At 65.6% G+C, this 15,900-nt stretch carries 16 protein-coding genes and 1 tRNA gene; 8 read left to right on the top strand and 9 right to left on the bottom strand.

Annotation, left to right across the window (positions count from 1 at the left end; translation table 11 throughout):
• Position 1: 1 nt before the first annotated feature.
• The 6 genes from E4K64_RS28655 to E4K64_RS28630 all read right to left on the bottom strand — a co-directional run bounded on the left by E4K64_RS28655 (position 2) and on the right by E4K64_RS28630 (position 7,303).
• Positions 2–970 (bottom strand): ABC transporter ATP-binding protein, encoded by a 969-nt coding sequence (locus E4K64_RS28655; RefSeq protein ID WP_135166472.1) that lies wholly within the window; start codon positions 968–970, stop codon positions 2–4.
• Complete coding sequence (locus tag E4K64_RS28650; RefSeq protein ID WP_135166471.1) at positions 967–1,962, bottom strand: ABC transporter ATP-binding protein; 996 nt, start codon at positions 1,960–1,962, stop codon at positions 967–969. Before E4K64_RS28650 ends, E4K64_RS28655 begins: the two co-directional genes overlap by 4 nt.
• Positions 1,962–2,879 (bottom strand): ABC transporter permease, encoded by a 918-nt coding sequence (locus E4K64_RS28645; protein ID WP_135166470.1) that lies wholly within the window; start codon positions 2,877–2,879, stop codon positions 1,962–1,964. Before E4K64_RS28645 ends, E4K64_RS28650 begins: the two co-directional genes overlap by 1 nt.
• Complete coding sequence (locus E4K64_RS28640; RefSeq protein ID WP_135166469.1) at positions 2,845–3,804, bottom strand: ABC transporter permease; 960 nt, start codon at positions 3,802–3,804, stop codon at positions 2,845–2,847. Before E4K64_RS28640 ends, E4K64_RS28645 begins: the two co-directional genes overlap by 35 nt.
• 28 nt (positions 3,805–3,832) lie before the next feature.
• Positions 3,833–5,623, bottom strand: a complete 1,791-nt coding sequence (locus tag E4K64_RS28635) for a peptide ABC transporter substrate-binding protein (RefSeq protein WP_135166468.1) — start codon at positions 5,621–5,623, stop codon at positions 3,833–3,835.
• 261 nt (positions 5,624–5,884) lie between these two features.
• Positions 5,885–7,303 (bottom strand): M20 family metallopeptidase, encoded by a 1,419-nt coding sequence (locus E4K64_RS28630; RefSeq protein ID WP_167772311.1) that lies wholly within the window; start codon positions 7,301–7,303, stop codon positions 5,885–5,887.
• Between the two features lie 286 nt (positions 7,304–7,589).
• Between E4K64_RS28630 and E4K64_RS28625 the strand changes: the two genes are divergently transcribed.
• The 3 genes from E4K64_RS28625 (at position 7,590) to E4K64_RS28615 (ending at position 9,942) form a co-directional block, all read left to right on the top strand.
• Positions 7,590–8,561: a S1C family serine protease gene (locus tag E4K64_RS28625; protein ID WP_135166466.1), complete on the top strand. Its 972-nt coding sequence runs from the start codon at positions 7,590–7,592 to the stop codon at positions 8,559–8,561.
• A 22-nt stretch (positions 8,562–8,583) separates the two neighbouring features.
• Positions 8,584–9,654, top strand: coding sequence for a dienelactone hydrolase family protein (locus E4K64_RS28620; RefSeq protein WP_135166465.1), 1,071 nt, complete (start codon positions 8,584–8,586; stop codon positions 9,652–9,654).
• Positions 9,655–9,735: 81 nt separating this feature from the next.
• Positions 9,736–9,942 carry a hypothetical protein gene (locus E4K64_RS28615; protein WP_126259341.1) on the top strand — a complete coding sequence of 69 codons (207 nt, stop codon included), beginning with the start codon at positions 9,736–9,738 and terminating at the stop codon, positions 9,940–9,942.
• Between the two features lie 75 nt (positions 9,943–10,017).
• Here E4K64_RS28615 and E4K64_RS28610 read toward each other — a convergent pair whose 3' ends face one another.
• The gene (locus E4K64_RS28610; RefSeq protein ID WP_135166464.1) at positions 10,018–10,677 is read right to left on the bottom strand and encodes a DsbA family protein; all 660 of its coding nucleotides are present in this window, start codon (positions 10,675–10,677) and stop codon (positions 10,018–10,020) included.
• Between the two features lie 210 nt (positions 10,678–10,887).
• On the opposite strand from E4K64_RS28610, the gene E4K64_RS28605 reads away from it, so the two are divergent.
• Positions 10,888–11,436 carry a TetR/AcrR family transcriptional regulator gene (locus tag E4K64_RS28605; RefSeq protein ID WP_135166463.1) on the top strand — a complete coding sequence of 183 codons (549 nt, stop codon included), beginning with the start codon at positions 10,888–10,890 and terminating at the stop codon, positions 11,434–11,436.
• Positions 11,437–11,583: 147 nt separating this feature from the next.
• On the opposite strand, the gene E4K64_RS28600 is transcribed toward E4K64_RS28605, so the two are convergent.
• Positions 11,584–12,075: a hypothetical protein gene (locus E4K64_RS28600; RefSeq protein ID WP_135166462.1), complete on the bottom strand. Its 492-nt coding sequence runs from the start codon at positions 12,073–12,075 to the stop codon at positions 11,584–11,586.
• A 203-nt stretch (positions 12,076–12,278) separates the two neighbouring features.
• Between E4K64_RS28600 and E4K64_RS28595 the strand changes: the two genes are divergently transcribed.
• Together E4K64_RS28595 and E4K64_RS28590 are read left to right on the top strand one after the other, a co-directional pair.
• Positions 12,279–12,566: a PsiF family protein gene (locus E4K64_RS28595; RefSeq protein ID WP_135166461.1), complete on the top strand. Its 288-nt coding sequence runs from the start codon at positions 12,279–12,281 to the stop codon at positions 12,564–12,566.
• Positions 12,567–12,664: 98 nt separating this feature from the next.
• A complete protein-coding gene (locus tag E4K64_RS28590) occupies positions 12,665–13,753 on the top strand; it encodes an AbrB family transcriptional regulator (RefSeq protein WP_135166460.1) in 1,089 nt (362 codons plus the stop codon).
• 121 nt (positions 13,754–13,874) lie between these two features.
• On the opposite strand, the gene E4K64_RS28585 is transcribed toward E4K64_RS28590, so the two are convergent.
• A complete protein-coding gene (locus E4K64_RS28585; RefSeq protein ID WP_135166459.1) occupies positions 13,875–14,417 on the bottom strand; it encodes a disulfide bond formation protein B in 543 nt (180 codons plus the stop codon).
• Between the two features lie 156 nt (positions 14,418–14,573).
• Between E4K64_RS28585 and E4K64_RS28580 the strand changes: the two genes are divergently transcribed.
• Both E4K64_RS28580 and E4K64_RS28570 read left to right on the top strand, forming a co-directional pair.
• Positions 14,574–14,658: transfer RNA gene (locus E4K64_RS28580), tRNA-Leu, on the top strand.
• Between the two features lie 991 nt (positions 14,659–15,649).
• The gene (locus E4K64_RS28570; RefSeq protein WP_135166457.1) at positions 15,650–15,877 is read left to right on the top strand and encodes a hypothetical protein; all 228 of its coding nucleotides are present in this window, start codon (positions 15,650–15,652) and stop codon (positions 15,875–15,877) included.
• The last annotated feature ends 23 nt before the right edge of the window (positions 15,878–15,900 follow it).

The raw sequence follows: 15,900 nt of genomic DNA, 5'->3' as shown, positions 1-15,900 counted from the left end.
TTCAGGCCAGATGGCACGCCACGAAGTGCCCGCCCGCCCCCTCCTTCAGCACCGGCGCGCTCTCCGCGCAACGCGGTTGGGCGATCGGGCAGCGGGTGTGGAAGTGGCAGCCCGACGGCGGCTTCATCGGGCTCGGCACGTCGCCCTTGAGCCGGATGCGCTCCCGCTTCAGCTTGGGATCGGGCACCGGCACCGCCGACAACAGCGCCCTGGTGTAGGGATGCTGCGGATTGCGGTAGAGATCGCTCGCCTTCGCCAGCTCCACGATGCGTCCGAGATACATCACCGCGACGCGGTCGGAGATGTGTTCGACCACCGAGAGGTCGTGCGCGACGAAGAGATAGGTGAGGTTCAGCTCAGCCTGGAGGTCTTCCAGCAGATTGATCACCTGGGCCTGGATCGACACGTCGAGCGCCGATACCGGCTCGTCGCAGACGATCAGCTTCGGCTCGACCGCGAGCGCCCGCGCGATCACGATGCGCTGGCGCTGGCCGCCGGAGAATTCGTGCGGATAGCGCCGCATGTGCTCGGCCTTGAGCCCCACCTTGACCAGCAGGCTGGCGACGCGCTCCTCGCGCTCCTTTGCCGAGGATCCGAGCTTGTGGATGATCAGCGCCTCGCCGAGAATCGCACCGACCGTCATGCGCGGATTGAGCGAGGCGAACGGGTCCTGGAACACCAGCTGCATGTTGCGCCGCATCGCGCGCAGATCATTGCCGCTGAGCTGACGCACGTCCTGGCCGTCGAAGGTGACCTCGCCGTCGGTCGGCTCGATCAGGCGCAGCACGCAGCGTCCCGTGGTCGACTTGCCGCAACCGGATTCGCCGACGAGACCGAGCGTCTCGCCGCGGTTGACCGAGAACGACACGCCGTCGACCGCATAGACGGTGCCGACCTGGCGCGACAACAGGCCGCCGAGCACGGGGAAATGTTTCTTCAGGCCGCTGACGCGGAGCAAGGGTTCGCTCATGACGCAGCTCCCACGCTCATATCTCCCAAGTGACAGGCCATGCGATGGCCGGGCGCGATCTCGCGCAGCAGCGGCTCCTTCTCGGTACAGACATTCATGGCGAACTTGCAGCGCGGCGCGAAGCGGCAGCCGACCGGCGGATTGATCAGGATCGGCACCGAGCCGCCGATCGCCTCCAGCCGCGTCTTGTGCTCGCTGTCGAGGTCGATGCGCGGAATCGAGCGGATCAGGCCCTGGGTATAGGGATGGCGGGGATCGCCGAACAGATCGTCTACGGGAGCTTCCTCGACCACCTTGCCGGCATACATCACGACGACGCGCTGCGCGGTTTCGGCGACGACGCCCATGGCATGGGTGATCAGCATCACCGCCATGCCGAAACGTTCCTTCATGTCCTGGAGCAGATCGAGGATCTGGGCCTGGATGGTGACGTCGAGCGCCGTGGTGGGCTCGTCGGCGATGATCAGCTTCGGCTTGCAGGCGAGCGCCATTGCGATCATCACGCGCTGGCGCATGCCGCCCGAGAACTGATGCGGATAATTGTGCACGCGGCCCTCCGCGTTCGGGATCTGCACCAGCTTCAGCATCTCGATGGTGCGCTCGAGCGCCTGCTTCCTGGTTAGCGCTTCATGCCGGCGCAGGCTCTCCGCGATCTGCTCGCCGACGGTGAGCACCGGGTTGAGCGAGGTCATCGGCTCCTGGAAGATGAAGCCGATCTCCTTGGCCCTGATCTCGTCGAGCTGATTGCTGGTCAGCGGCACCAGATCGCGGCCCTCGAAGATGATCTGGCCTGCCGCGATCCGCCCCGGCGGCATCGCGATCAGCTTCAGGATCGACATCGCGGTGACGGTCTTGCCGCAGCCGGACTCGCCGACGACGCAGAGCGTCTCGCCGCGGTTGATGGAGATATCGACGCCGTCGACGGCCTGCAGGATGCCGTCGTCGGTGGAGAAATGGGTTTTCAGGCCCTTGATCTCGAGCAGCGGCGCCATCAGATCACCCGTCGCGCATCGAGCGCGTCACGCAGACCGTCGCCGATGAAGTTGATGGCGACCACCGCGATGAAGATCGCGCCGCCCGGAAACAGCGCCCAGTGCGGGCCGATGTCGAGAAAGTCCTTGGCGTCGTAGAGCAGCCGGCCCCAGGTCGGGGTGTCCGGCGGGAAGCCGAGGCCGAGGAAGGATAGGGTCGATTCCGCGATGATCGCGGCGGCGACGTCGATGGTGCCGGCGATGATCACGGGGCCGAGCGCATTGGGCAGGATGTGCCGCACCACCTGCCGCACCGGGCTGGCGCCGAGCGCGCGTGCAGCCTCGACGAACTCCTTCTCGCGGATCGACAGGAACTGCGCGCGCACGAGCCGCGCCACCGGCATCCAGCGCAGGCCTCCGATCACGAGCACGATCAGGATGAAGATGCCGCCCTCGGGTCCGAACGTCTGCTTCAGCCCGTCGCGGAACAGATAGATCAGCAGCAGCAGCAACGGTAGTTGCGGCAGCGACAGGAACAGGTCGGTCAGCCACATCAGGCCGTGACCGAGCGCACCACGCGACATGCCGGCGAGCGCGCCGATCAGCACGCCGACCAGGACCGAGACCAGCATGGCGGCGAGACCGACCGCCAGCGAGATGCGCCCGCCATAGATCATGCGGGCCAGGATGTCCTGCCCCAGATCGTCGGTGCCGAAGGGATGGGCCAGCGAGGGCCCCTGCATGCCCGCAACGATATCGATGTCGTCGATCTTGACGCGCCAGACGAAGGGGCCGAGCACCACTGCCAGGATCAGAATGAGGAGCAGGCCCGCACTCACCACCGCGAGCTTGTGCCGGCTATAGCGCCGCCACGTCTCGCGCCAGGGCGAGTAGACGCGCCGCTCAGCGGAAGGAGATGCGAGGGTCAAGCCAGCCATAAAGCACGTCCGCGATGAGGTTGAACAGCACGACGAGGCACGCGAAGACGAAGGTGACGGCCATCACCACCGGCGTGTCGTTGGAAAGAATGGAAGAGATCAGCAGCGAGCCGATGCCGGGGATACGGAAGATCTGCTCGGTGACGATCGCGCCGCCGAACACCGCCGGCATCTGCAAGGCGATCAGCGTCACGACCGGGATCATGGCGTTGCGCATCACGTGCTTGACGATGACCTTGGCCTGGCCGAGGCCCTTGGCGCGCGCCGTGGTGACATAATCAAGACGGATCACGTCGAGCATCGCCGAGCGCACGAAGCGCGTCATGGACGCAGCCTGGAACAGGCCGAGCACCGCCACCGGCATGATCGCCTGGCGGATCATTTCCAGCACCCAGCGGATCCCGGTCGCCTTGATGTCGGTGGTATAGACGAACGGCAGCCAGTCCAGCGTGATCGAGAAGATCAGGATGAACAGAATGCCGGTGAAGAAGGTCGGAAGCGAGAAACCGACGAAGGCGAGCGTGTTCGCGACCTGATCGAACAGCGAATAGGGCTTCGTCGCGGCGTAGACGCCGACGGGAATCGCGATCAGCAGTGCCAGGAGCTGCGCCGAGCCGATCACGTAGAGCGTGGCCGGCAGGCGCTGGAGGATCAGCTGGTCGACGTCCATCCGGCTGACGAAGGAAAAACCCCAGTCGCCGTGCAGCATGGCGCTGAGCCAGTGCAGGTAACGGAGATAGATCGGATCATCGAGACCGAATTTGGCCCGAAGCGACGCGGCCACTTCCGGCGGCACGTTCGGATTGGTCGTCAGCTCCGAAAAGGGATCGCCCGGGGCAAGCGCCAGCACCACGAATAGCACCAGCGAAATGCCCAGCAGGCTCGGAACGGCGATCAACAGGCGACGCAGGACATACTGACTCATGGGGAAAATCCCGTCTATGTCTGCGCGATCATTCCTCCCGGTACCAATCGAACAGGTTGTCGGTTTCGTTGGCCCAGCCGCTGATGATGCAACGCAGATTATTGGCCGCAGCTTCCACCTTGAGGCGGTGCTGCACCGGGATGAACACCGTGTCGCGGATCAGCAGATCATTGGCCTTGATGTAGAGCGAGGCACGCTTGACCGGATCCATCTCGCCTTCCGCGGCCTCGATGGTCTGGTCATACTCCTTGTTGACGTAACGCGGGAAATTCTGGCCCTGCCATTTGTTCTCCTTGGTCGCCACGTTCGCCGAAACGTAGCGGCGCATGTGCTGCGAGGGATCCGGCTGACTCATCGGGATCTGGAACATCTGCATATCGGCGTAGAACTTCGGATAGGTATCGGGATTGCCGACGTCGGATGAGAAGAACACGGTGGCGACCACCGATTTCAGTTCGACTTCGATGCCCGCCTTCTGGCAGGCCTGCTTGACGATGGCCTGGGTCTTCTGGCGCGGTCCGTTGATCGAGGTCTGGTAGAGCAGCTTCAGCTTCTTGCCGTCCTTCTCGCGGATGCCGTCCGCGCCCGGCTTCCAGCCGGCGTCACCCAGAATCTTGCTGGCCTTTTCGATGCTGAATTCCCAGCTCGTGTTCTTGGACACGAACTTTTCGGGGCCATTGAGAAAGTTGGCCGTCGTGCGGCCGGCGCGGCCGTAGATCGCCTTCTTGACGGACTCGCGGTCGACCAGCAGCGACAGCGCCTTGCGCACGGCGGGGTCGGAGAACAGCGGATGCTTGGTCTTGATCGACGAGCGTTCACCGTCGACCTCGGTGTTGGGATCGGTCGAGTTCAGCGCGATGAATTCGGTGTCGCCGCCGACGGCGTAGATCGCCTTGCCCTTGCCGCCCTTCTCGAGCCGCAGCAGGACGTCGTCTTCCACCTGGATGTTGTATCCGAAGTCATATTCGCCGGTCTGGATCACCGCGCGCGCCGCTGAGACGGCATCGCCGCCGCCCTTCATCTCGAGGGTGTCGAAATAGGGGCGGTTGGGCATGTGGTAGTCGGGATTGAGCACCCCGCGGACGAGATCGCCCGGCTTGAACTCGACGAACTTGTAGGGGCCGGTGCCGACCGGCGCCAGATTGTTCGGCGCCTCTCGGGATTTGCTGCCCTTGTACTCGGCAAAGAGATGCTTGGGGATGATGCAGTTCGGAGCACCGACGAAAGCCTCGGCCCAGAACGGTGTCGGCTTGGGGAAATTGATGCGCACGGTGAGATCGTCGATCTTTTCGACGACGATGTCGCGATGAACGCCGACGGTGATCGCGGAGGTCGCCGGGTCCTTGGCGTATTCCCAGTTGAACACCACGTCATCGGCCGTGAACGGCTTGCCGTCATGCCATTTCACGCCGGGCTTCAGCTTCCACGTCACCGACTTGCCGTCGGCGGCGAGCAGGCCGTTCTGGATCGACGGGATCTCCGCCGCCAGCACCAGCTTCATGTTGCCGTCCGGATCCCAGCAGGCGAGCGGTTCGTAGAACAGGCGCGAGCCGTCCTGGTCCTTGGTGCCGGTGGCGAAATGCGGATTGAGCAAGGTCGGTCCCTGCCACCACAACAGCTTCAGCGCACCGCCGCCGCCGCGCTTGGTCGGCTTGTAGGTCGAGGCGCCCTCGGCCATGGCGACGCCGCCGAGCGCGAGGATCTGATTGGCCAGAGGGGCGGTGAGACCGACCGCGGCCATGCGCTTGATGAAGGCGCGGCGATCCATCCGTCCGTCCTTCACCTGCCCGATCATCGAACGCAGTTCTTTATCCAGCATGGTTGTCCCCCGTCTGGTTCCCATCGTGATGAAGACGGCCGACAGAGGCGGCCGCCCAAATAGCTGGCAGTAGATGGCACACCGAATGGGGGGCGCGTCAACTGGGACCGTGTGTATGCAAACGGTCTTCTGGCTGTCTGTTGGGCAAAACTGCGTTCCGCAGCCCATCCGTGCGGCAATCCAGCATCAAAACACGCTGGATTGCTCGCTGCACTGCGGAAAATTTGTTCGTCCGATCAGACGAAGTATCGAGGCAAAATTTTACGCGATGGACATGTCGAGCGGCGGCTCGACGTGATCCGGCAGCGGACAGACATACGGTGTTCTCGCCGTCCGCTTCTTCAGGTCGGCCTTGGCCGCCTTGATCAGTTCCGGATCCGTCAGCGCCTTGATGCCGAGACCGGCCATCGCCTTGGCCGCCTGCACCATGGCCTTGTGGGCATGCGGGCTCTTGCCCTGCGCCACCACCTGCCAGGTGTGGAACGGCGTGCCGATCGCAACCGTGGGTGCGTGAACCTGCACGGTCGGCACCACCCAGCTGACGTCGCCGACGTCGGTCGAACCGACCAGCGGATTGCGCTTGGCATCGAGCGGCACCAGGAAGTCGGCCAGCGGCCGATCGGTCGGCTCCATGCCGATCGCGTAATAGACCGACGCAATGTCCTTGTCGCTCAGCGTCGCGCGGATCTGGCCGGCAAAGCTCTTGTCAGCATCGTCGAAATGCGGCGGTCCGAGCTCTTCCATGACCCGGTGCAGCGCCTGCTCCAGCGGCGCGTTCGGCAGGATGTTGGAGACTGCGGAGATGATCTTCATCTCCACCTTGGTTTCCGTCATCAGCGCCGCGCCTTGCGCGATCTTGGACACGCGCTCGACCAGCTCGTTCATGCCGGGCAGATCACGGGCGCGGATCGAATAGCGCACCCGCGCGTGGGCCTGCACCACGTTCGGTGCGATGCCGCCGGTATCGAGCAGCGCGTAGTGCACGCGCGCGTCGCTCGGCATGTGCTCGCGCATGTAGTTCACGCCGACATTCATCAATTCCACCGCGTCGAGCGCGGAACGGCCGAGATGCGGCGAGGCCGCGGCATGCGAGGTCCGGCCGGTGAAGATGAAGTCCGCGCGCGTGTTGGCGAGCGACGGCGTCACCGCGACCTCCCAGAAGCTGTGCGGATGCCAGGTGATGGCGATGTCGGCGTCCTCGAACGCGCCGGAGCGCACCATGAACGCCTTGGCCGCGCCGCCTTCTTCAGCCGGGCAGCCATAATAACGCACGCGACCGGGCACCTTGTTCTCGGCGAGCCAGTCCTTCACCGCGGTCGCGGCGAGCAGCGCGGCGGAACCGAGCAGGTTGTGACCACAGCCATGGCCGTGCCCGCCGGCTTCGACCGGACGATGTTCGGCGACGCCCGCTTCCTGGCTGAGGCCGGGCAGCGCGTCATATTCTCCCATGAAGGCGATGACGGGACCGCCCTCGCCCCACTCGCCCATCACCGCGGTCGGAATGCCGGCGACGTTCTCGGTGACGCGGAAACCCTGATGACGCAGCTCGGCGAGATGCTCGGCGGCGGACCGCGCCTCGGTGTAGCACACCTCGGGCATGCCCCAGACCCTGTCGCTGAGGTCGATGAAACGCGCCTTGATCGTGTCGACGCCACGCCAGATGTCGCTGCGGTTATCCATGCTTCGATCCGTGATCCCTTGGTCAAACGAAGCGGCAATGGTTAGCAGCTTCATTGCACGGCGCCTAGCGCCGCGCCGGACACCAGCCATGCGGCGCATGCCGGATTGAGGGGGTGCCCGCCGCCGGCGCACGAGGTGCCTATGTGCCTTTCGAAGATTTCACGCGGCGCTCTCGCGAATAGTTGGGAACGAGGCTTTCAAGACGGCCTCTCCCGGCCTAAATTGTCCATGCATCGTACGTCGTTCCGCCAGCACGGCAGCGATGTTCTCAGCCAGGAGAAACTCCATGTCCACCCTGACCGAATGGAGAGTGCCGCCGGCCAATCAGCCGCGTGCGAGCGACTACGGATTCGACCTCGACCGCGCACTCGGATCCATCGTCGGCCTGCACGCCATCATCCCGCCGGACGCCTTCAGCGCCGAGACGCTGGGCACCGAACGCGCCGGCAACGGCGTCGTGATCGACGACGGGCTGGTGCTCACAATCGGCTATCTCATCACCGAGGCGGAATCGGTGTGGCTGCACCGCGCGGACGGACGCGTGGTCGAGGGTCATGCGCTCGGCTTCGATGCCGAGACCGGCTTCGGCCTGGTGCAGGCGCTCGGTGAGCTTGACGTCGAGCCCCTGGCGCTAGGCAACTCGGCAGACACCCGGATCGGCGACCGCGTCGTGGTCGGCGGCGCCGGCGGCCGCACGCGCTCGGTCGCGAGCCAGATCGTGGCCAAGCAGGAATTCGCCGGCTATTGGGAATATCTGCTGGATGAAGCCATCTTCACCTATCCCGCGCATCCGAACTGGGGCGGCACCGCACTACTCAACGAGCGCGGCGAGTTGATCGGCATCGGCTCGCTTCAGCTGGAGCGTGAACGCGGCGGCAAGGCCGAGCACGTCAACATGATCGTCCCGATCGACCTGTTGAAGCCGATCCTGGAGGACTTGCGCAAGTTCGGCCGCGTCAACAAGCCGGCGCGGCCCTGGCTCGGGCTCTACTCGACCGAGATCGACAATCGCGTGGTGGTGATCGGAATCTCCGCCAACGGTCCGGCCGCGCGCGCCGAGCTCAAGGCCGGCGACGTCATCCTCGCCGTCGACGGCGACAAGGTCACCAGCCAGACCGCGTTCTACAAGAAGATGTGGGCGCTCGGCGCCGCCGGCGTCGACGTGCCGCTCACCGTGCACCACGAAGGCGTCACCTTCGATGTCACGGTGGCCTCGACCGACCGCTTCAAGCTGCTGAAGGCGCCGAAGCTGCATTGACTATCCGCTGAAGGAAGCCGCGATGAGCGAGGCCGTGATCGACGACATCGTGGCCGTGCTGCCGCCGCTGCTCAATGCGCTGGAGGCGCTCGGGTTCTTCGCCCGGCATCTGCATCCGCCGGCCTTTGCGTCCGTGATGAACGCGGTCGGCGCACCGGACGAGGTGCTGCGGACGGCACGGGCTACGACCGGAGATTGGCCGGACCAGTTCGCCGGCCTGCGCGTTCGGCTCGATACGGCCTGCGACGAGACGCTCGCCGCCTTTGCCGGCATCCGTGAGGTCGAGCGCGGCAACGGCGATCTCGTCGCGGTGTTCCGCGCGTTGCGCCACCTGCCGCGCGCGCAGGAGGCGCTTTATCCGCTGGCGATGCAGTTTCCGCCGGTGAGCAACTTCTTCCTCAACGCCGCCAATCGCGACAATGCGGACATGCTGTCTCGGCTCGAAGCCCGCGCAGGCGAAGATACCGGCATCTTCCACGATCACAACGAACCCGGCAGCCGCGGCGGCTTCTCGGTCTACGTGCCCGAATATTACACGCGAGGTCGGGCCATGCCGCTGGTGATGGCGCTGCATGGCGGCAGCGGCAACGGACGCGGCTTCCTGTGGAGCTGGCTGCGCGACGCCCGCAGCCTCGGTGCCATCCTGGTAGCGCCGACCGCGACCGGCCCGACCTGGGCGCTGATGGGGGATGATGCCGACACGCCCAATCTCATGCGTATCCTGGAGACCGTGCGCAGCCGCTGGGCCGTCGACGCTTCGCGCATGCTGCTGACCGGCATGAGCGACGGCGGCACCTTCTGTTACGTGAGCGGGCTCGACGGTGCCTCGCCCTTCACCCATCTGGCGCCGGTGTCCGCAACCTTCCATCCGCTGATGGCGGAGATGGCGAACGCCACGCGCCTGCAGGGGCTGCCGATCTTCATCACTCACGGCAAGCTCGACTGGATGTTTCCGGTGCAGACCGCGCGCCAGACGCAAGCGGCGCTCGCAGCCGCCGGCGCTGACGTCACCTATCGCGAGATCGGCGATCTCAGCCACACCTATCCGCGCGAGATCAACGCGGAGCTGGTGCAGTGGCTGAATGCGGGATGAACGACCTCTCCTTATCCGCGCCGCAGTGCCGGGGAACCATCTGACCGGGCCGACGTTATCGCCCGTCACCGGAGGTTCGCCATGCAGACTTTTTTCGGAATGATTTTGGGCGCGCTGCTGCTCGCGGGCGGCGTCTATGTCTATGATTCCATGCAGACGTCCTCCGTCGCCAATGGCCAGGTCGCGGTCACCAATCGCACCATCGTGAACTGGGACGTCGCCAAGGCGGATTGGGATGCGCTGCGCGATCGCGCGCACAAGGACTGGGTCCGGATCTCGTCGAAGTAACGCAGCATCATGAACAGGGCGCCGTCGTGAACGCCACGGCGGCGCCTTTGTGTTGGCTGCGATCAACGCTGCGCGTCAGTTCATCTTGGCCTTGCGGGCATCGGCGATGACCTGCTCGAACTCGGCCATGCTGAGCACGCCCGGCACGCGGTACTTGCCGACGATGAAGGACGGGGTGCCGCGGAAGCCGAAGGCTTCAGCCTGATCATTGTTGCGCTTGAGCAGCGCATCGATGTCGCTGCCACGGCCGGCAAGATCGCGTTTCAGCCGGTCCATGTCGACGCCGGCCGACGCCAGCAGCTCGTTGATGCGCGGCTCGGTCAGGCGCGAGCTGACGCCGATCAGAGCGTCATGGGCCTGGTGATACTTGTCCTGGAATTTCGCGGCGAGCGCGGACCGCGCCGCCGTGACCGAGACCGGCCCAAGGATCGGCCAGTCCTTCAGCACCAGCCGCACCTTGCCGTCGTCCTGGACCACCTGGCGCAGCTCGGGCTCGAGCTTGCGGCAATAGGGGCAGTTGTAATCGGACCATTCGACGATGGTGATGTTGCCATTGGGATTGCCGGCGACGGGCGTGTCGGGGTCGCGCAGCACCTTGGCCTCGGTCAGCACCTCGTCGTCACCGGCGGCTGCCAGTGCCGGGGTGATGCGGCCTGCCGCGAGGGCGCCCGCTCCGATCAGCGTCAGCGCCGCGCGCCGCGTCGGCACAAGGCCCCTATTTCCAGATCCAGCCATATCTCGTCCCGTTCGGTTCCATCTTCCCGAATACGGTTCGGGACCGGGAATTGTTACTGGTCATATAGAGCGTCGCGGCGGCGATGTCATCGCACCAGCTGCGTGACCGCTTTTTTGCTTTTTGAGTCTCTGAATCTGATACGGTAGCGTATCAAGGGCGCGAGGGGGTAGCAATACGGCACCGTATCAAAGACCCGAGAGGCTTCCTTCATGAGCGACGGCAAGGGCGATGTCTGGGTCGAGGCGGGGCTTGCCGAGCTCGCCCGCGCGGGGGTCGAGGGTGTCAGGGTCGAGGTGCTCGCCAAGAATCTCGGGGTCACCAAGGGCGGCTTCTACCGTCGCTTCGCCGACCGCGCGGCACTGCTCGATGCCATGCTGCAACGCTGGCGCGAGGGGCGCGCGGCGTCGATCGGGCAGCAGACCCGCCTCGATGGTCAGACGCCCCGCGAGCGGCTGAGGGCCGTGATCCAGCTCTATTCGGAGCGGCTCAATCCGGAAGCCATGGCGATCGAACTCGCGATCCGGCAATGGGCCCGCTCGGACGAGAACGCCGCGGCGGCGGTGGCCGGCGTCGACGCCGCGCGACTCAAGCACGTCACTGAACTCTATCGCGCCACCGGGCTTGCGGCCGAGGAAGCCGAGGCGCAGGCTTTCCTGTTCTACTGCTTCATCTTCGGCCAGAGCCTCTTGTTCGTCGAGCGCAGCCCGCGCAAGCGGTCGCAGCTCGTGGCGAAATCGGCCGAGAAACTGCTGGACTAAAGCATGATCCGGAAAAGTGCGCAGCGGTTTTCCGAAAAGATCATGCTCAAACAATAACCTAAAGCGCGATGACGATTCTTCCTCATCTCATCGCGCTTTAGACGACGAGGCCGGAGCGTCGCCCCGGCCTCGGCATCACCTCCAGGCTCAGGCGGCGCCCTTCAGCTTCTTGGTGCATTCGCTGTAATAGCCGCCGCCCTTCTGGATCCACTTCAAGCCGCCATTGCCGTTGGTGGTCTTGTTGGCATTGTACTGGTCGACGCAGGTGTGCAGGCGCGCCTTGCCGGGGGTCTCCTTGGCATATTTCGGATCGACCGCGTTCGGATAGATGGCGGGACCGGCCGGCAAGGTCGGCGCGGCGGCAGGGGCCGCCTCCTTCTTCGCCTGCTTCGGCTCGGCGGGAGCCGCGGGAGCGGCGGGCGCAGCCGCGGCCGGCGCAGCGGCCGGCGTCGCATCCGCGCCGCACTGGGCCTTGCGGAAGTCATTCCACTTCATGGTGCCGAGCGAGCCGTCCTTCTTGGCCGCCTGGTATTTCGCGCTGCACTCCTGCGCGGTCAGCGCCTGCGCCGGCGCCGACAGCGTGAGCGCAGCAAATCCCGACAGAGCAATCGCGCACAGCAATTTCGATTGGATGGTCATCCCTGGGTCTCCTCGTTGAACTTCCCCCGATGGGGCAGTGAAATAACAATTGCTATCCTAGCGTGCCGGCCATCTGCGACAAGAACACGACGGCGCTTGCTGCCAAAATATAGTGAGCGCCTTGCTCGGATTATTCATGTCGCGTTCAGCAAGGCGAGCCGACGTTCGCAACCCTCGCAATCTCGCAAGATGAGTGCAACGCCATGACCCTCGCCTCTCGCCTCGCCGCCGTCGCCCTCGCCTCCCTGCTCGTCACCGGCACCGCCTTCGCGCAGACCGCCGCGCCGGCCGCCAAGAGCGATGCGAAGACCGACGCCGCGGCTACCAAGACAACGAAGGAGCGCACGGCCGAGTCGATCGAATGCTCCAAGCAGGCGGACGCCAAGGGGCTGAAGGGCAAGGAGCGCAAGAAATTCCGTCGCGAGTGCAAGAAGGAAGCGAAGGCCGGCAGCGCCGCGCCCGCCGCCCCGGCCGCCGCCGACAAGAAGTAATCCCCTCGCGTCCGCCCCTCGTGTCCGCGAGAGGCGCACGCATTGCGGCATGACGAGCCTGCAATTGTGCGCCTCCCGCTGATTTGCGATAAGGCGGCGTGAAGCAGATCACCGCCTCCCTGCCGTTCGAATGGCCGAGCCGTGCCAGGCTCCTGAGCACGGCGGAGACGCTCGTCATCGGCACCGCCGGTGGCCTGGTGTTTCTCCTCGCCGGGCTTCCCGGCGGGCTGATCTCGGGCTCGATGATCGCGGTCGCGATCGCCGCCATCGCCGGCCGCCAATTGTCCCTGCCGCCGCTCCTGACCCAGACCGTGCTGGTGCTGCTCGGCATCTCGCTGGGCTCGGTGGTCTCGCGCCATCTGCTGCAGCAGGTCAGTGCCTATCCTCTCACCATCGGGCTGCTCGCGCTCGCGACCTTCTGCTCCACCTTCGGCTCGAGCTATTACCTCCAGCGCGTCCATGGCTGGGACCGCACCTCGGCCTTGCTGGCCGGCAGCCCCGGCGCGCTGTCGCAGATCACGATTCTGGCCGTCGAGCGCGGCGCCGACCTGCCGGGCATCGCGGTGGTGCAGACCATGCGCGTCATCATCCTCACCGCGGCGCTGCCGATGGTGCTCGCGATCGCGGGCGTGGTCCCCTCCGCCGCGCCGTCGCTGACGACGACGACGATCGCTTCGCCGCTCGACCTCGTGGAGCTGGCCGCGGCCTCGCTGGCCATGGCGCTGGTGTTGCGGCTGATCAAGTTTCCCGCGAGCTGGATGTTCGGCGCGATGCTCGCCTCCAGCGTGCTGCATGGCGCCGGCTGGGTCGAGGGCGGCCTGCCGGACTGGGTGCGCGGCGTGGCGCTGGTCGGCATCGGCGCGCTGATCGGCAGCCGTTTCGCGCGGATGCGGATCAAGACGCTCGCCGGCCACATCAATGCGGCGCTGGGCTCGTTCACGGTCGCGATCGCCGTCTCCGCCATTTTCGTCGGCATCGTCGCGCTCACCACGCAGGTCAAGTTCTCCGACATCGTGGTCGCCTTCGCGCCGGGCGCGATGGACGCCATGCTGGCGCTGGCCCTGACGTTGCACATCGACCCGATCTTCGTCGGCGCCCATCATTTGTCGCGCTTCGTGTTCGTGACGATCGCAACACCGGGCATCGTGCATCTGTTCGGGCGCACCCAGGACGATGTGGACGATTAGCAGAGCGCCGCTCTTGTAGGGTGGGCAAAGGCGCACTTGCGCCGTGCCCATGATCTATCTCAATCGTTAATGGTGGTGGGCACAGCGCGCGAAGAGCGCGCCTTTGCCCACCCTACGGCAACTACGAACGCTTCGCCGTCTTCGCAAATCCCCACGCGGCGATCGCGGCCATCAGCAGCGAGATCAGCACGTTGTAGCCGGCGAGCGAGAGGCCGAGGAAGCGCCACTGCACCTCGTCGCAGCGCACCACCTTCACGGTGTCGAGCCGTGAAAAGAGATCGCCGGCATTGCCGAGATTGACGACGGGACCGCTGCAATCGGTCGGCCCCTTCCAAAAACCCCACTCGACGCCCGAATGGTAGGCGCCGAGGCCGGCATTGGCGAGCGTCACCAGCGCGAGGATCGCGAGCCCCGCCAGCAGCAACGGCCGCGGCGCGCGATTCTTCGCCGCAAGAGCCGTGAGCGCACCGAGCGGAATCGCGAGGTAATAGGCGTAGCGCTGCTCCAGGCAGAGCGGACAGGGCAGGATCTCCAGCACGAGCTGGAAGAACCAGGCGCCCGCGATGGTCGCAGCCGCGATCAGCGTGACGAGCAGCGAGGCCGTCAGCGCGGGGCTCGCGGCCCCCGGCCTGAATGCAGGTAATGCGGCACTCTGGGTGGTCACGGCGGCCTCGTTCGGATGGGTCGTGGCCTTAGCCTCTAGCCCCGGTCCAGGCAGCTGTCGAGAACGGCAGACATCACTTTGGCGCGGGTTGACCCCGCTTTGTCCATGGCTATAGTCCGCCGGCTTCGCGACGCTCCCCTCAAGGGCCGACCGAGGGCCCCTGTGGCGGAACTGGTAGACGCGCTCGACTCAAAATCGAGTTCCGCAAGGAGTGCTGGTTCGATTCCGGCCAGGGGCACCACGCTTCGCCCTTCGGGCTTCGCGTGGCGCGGCCACGCAAAGCCGAGAGGCGATTGGCGTCCGGGGGCGACCTGGCCCGAAGACGGACTCTCTCCGCCAGACTCAAGCAGCAAGACACGCTTCCACGGCCTCGCGGCGCCTGACGCCCGAGCTTTGGGCTTCTCGCGACGCCCCTTGCTTGGAAAGGGCGCAGGGAAGGCCGGGCGCCGGCTGGCACCCACGGTCCGCTGTGCGCAGATTGCGCGAAGACAGATGCACAGCGGCATACAGGGCAGCCCGGACATCCCGGCCTTTCCCTGCGCAGTGGTTTGACGGCTTATGGCGCGCTCTCCCCGGGGAGCGATGCACTATTGCCCCCGTCGTCCTGCGGATGGCTGGTGCGCGCGCCCGGTCGGGCCGCTTCACCACCGCAAGCCTTGACGCACAGACCCCGGGCGTCAGGACCACACGCTTTTGCCGTACGCTGGAACCGCACCGGTCGTGTGCGCGCCGGTCAACCGCTCACGGGCCAAGCCCGCCCTGCATTGCCGCCGCGCCGATGCGCTCCACGTCCACCGCCACCCGGCCCGCGTATCGTGACGATCGCGAAACGCCCCTTGTCCATGGGCCGGGATGGACGCAAACCTACGATATTTCCGAATTTCGGTCAAGCAGAATTCTAAAAAAGAGCAATCGCCCCGACCGCGATTTCCTTCCGGCCATCCTTCGAGACGCCCGCTTTGGGCGGGCTCCTCAGGATGAGGACGGCGTTTTGCGGCACAGCCTCAACGGGAGCGATCGCTGCCTAACCTCATCCTTGAGGGGACCGCCACCGGGTCCGCGCAAGAGCGCGGCCCGATGACAGGCTCCGCGGGGGTCTCGAAGGACGAGGGCGCGCTCTGATCGCCCGGCAGGCCATGCGCGGCTGCCTGCCCCGACCCACTGCGGCGTTCGACTTCGCCGCGCCACTCCCTATATTCTCTCGCAACCGACCTGATGCAGCGGACAGTTTGATGGCCAGGAGACGCACGACGGACGCCGAGGACCTTCCCCGCTATTTCGTCTGGGTGCGGGGGCTCGAGGGACCCGAGCCGCAGAAATGGATGACGATGGATTTCGGCGTCAGTGACTGGAAGCGGCCGCTCGTGCTGGCGTACCTCGAGTTGCCAGAAGACGAACGGCACCTGTCGCTATCGATGCTGGCCCGGCGCTATCCGCCGCCGCGGGTTGATCTTTCGTGAGGCGGCCAGGATGCGCACTTCGC

This window comes from Bradyrhizobium frederickii, from assembly GCF_004570865.1.
GTDB lineage: Bacteria > Pseudomonadota > Alphaproteobacteria > Rhizobiales > Xanthobacteraceae > Bradyrhizobium > Bradyrhizobium frederickii.
Note: the sequence above shows the minus strand (reverse complement) of the source record. Positions and strands in the feature narration are given on the sequence as shown.

Coding starts and splice junctions, on each gene's coding strand:
- E4K64_RS28655 (WP_135166472.1), bottom strand. CDS start 970: ATGAGCGAACCCTTGCTCCGCGTCAGCGGCCTGAAGAAACATTTCCCC.
- E4K64_RS28600 (WP_135166462.1), bottom strand. CDS start 12,075: ATGACCATCCAATCGAAATTGCTGTGCGCGATTGCTCTGTCGGGATTT.
- E4K64_RS28570 (WP_135166457.1), top strand. CDS start 15,650: ATGGCCAGGAGACGCACGACGGACGCCGAGGACCTTCCCCGCTATTTC.
- E4K64_RS28595 (WP_135166461.1), top strand. CDS start 12,279: ATGACCCTCGCCTCTCGCCTCGCCGCCGTCGCCCTCGCCTCCCTGCTC.
- E4K64_RS28645 (WP_135166470.1), bottom strand. CDS start 2,879: ATGGCTGGCTTGACCCTCGCATCTCCTTCCGCTGAGCGGCGCGTCTAC.
- E4K64_RS28605 (WP_135166463.1), top strand. CDS start 10,888: ATGAGCGACGGCAAGGGCGATGTCTGGGTCGAGGCGGGGCTTGCCGAG.
- E4K64_RS28635 (WP_135166468.1), bottom strand. CDS start 5,623: ATGCTGGATAAAGAACTGCGTTCGATGATCGGGCAGGTGAAGGACGGA.
- E4K64_RS28650 (WP_135166471.1), bottom strand. CDS start 1,962: ATGGCGCCGCTGCTCGAGATCAAGGGCCTGAAAACCCATTTCTCCACC.
- E4K64_RS28640 (WP_135166469.1), bottom strand. CDS start 3,804: ATGAGTCAGTATGTCCTGCGTCGCCTGTTGATCGCCGTTCCGAGCCTG.
- E4K64_RS28625 (WP_135166466.1), top strand. CDS start 7,590: ATGTCCACCCTGACCGAATGGAGAGTGCCGCCGGCCAATCAGCCGCGT.
- E4K64_RS28615 (WP_126259341.1), top strand. CDS start 9,736: ATGCAGACTTTTTTCGGAATGATTTTGGGCGCGCTGCTGCTCGCGGGC.
- E4K64_RS28630 (WP_167772311.1), bottom strand. CDS start 7,303: ATGGATAACCGCAGCGACATCTGGCGTGGCGTCGACACGATCAAGGCG.
- E4K64_RS28620 (WP_135166465.1), top strand. CDS start 8,584: ATGAGCGAGGCCGTGATCGACGACATCGTGGCCGTGCTGCCGCCGCTG.
- E4K64_RS28610 (WP_135166464.1), bottom strand. CDS start 10,677: ATGGCTGGATCTGGAAATAGGGGCCTTGTGCCGACGCGGCGCGCGGCG.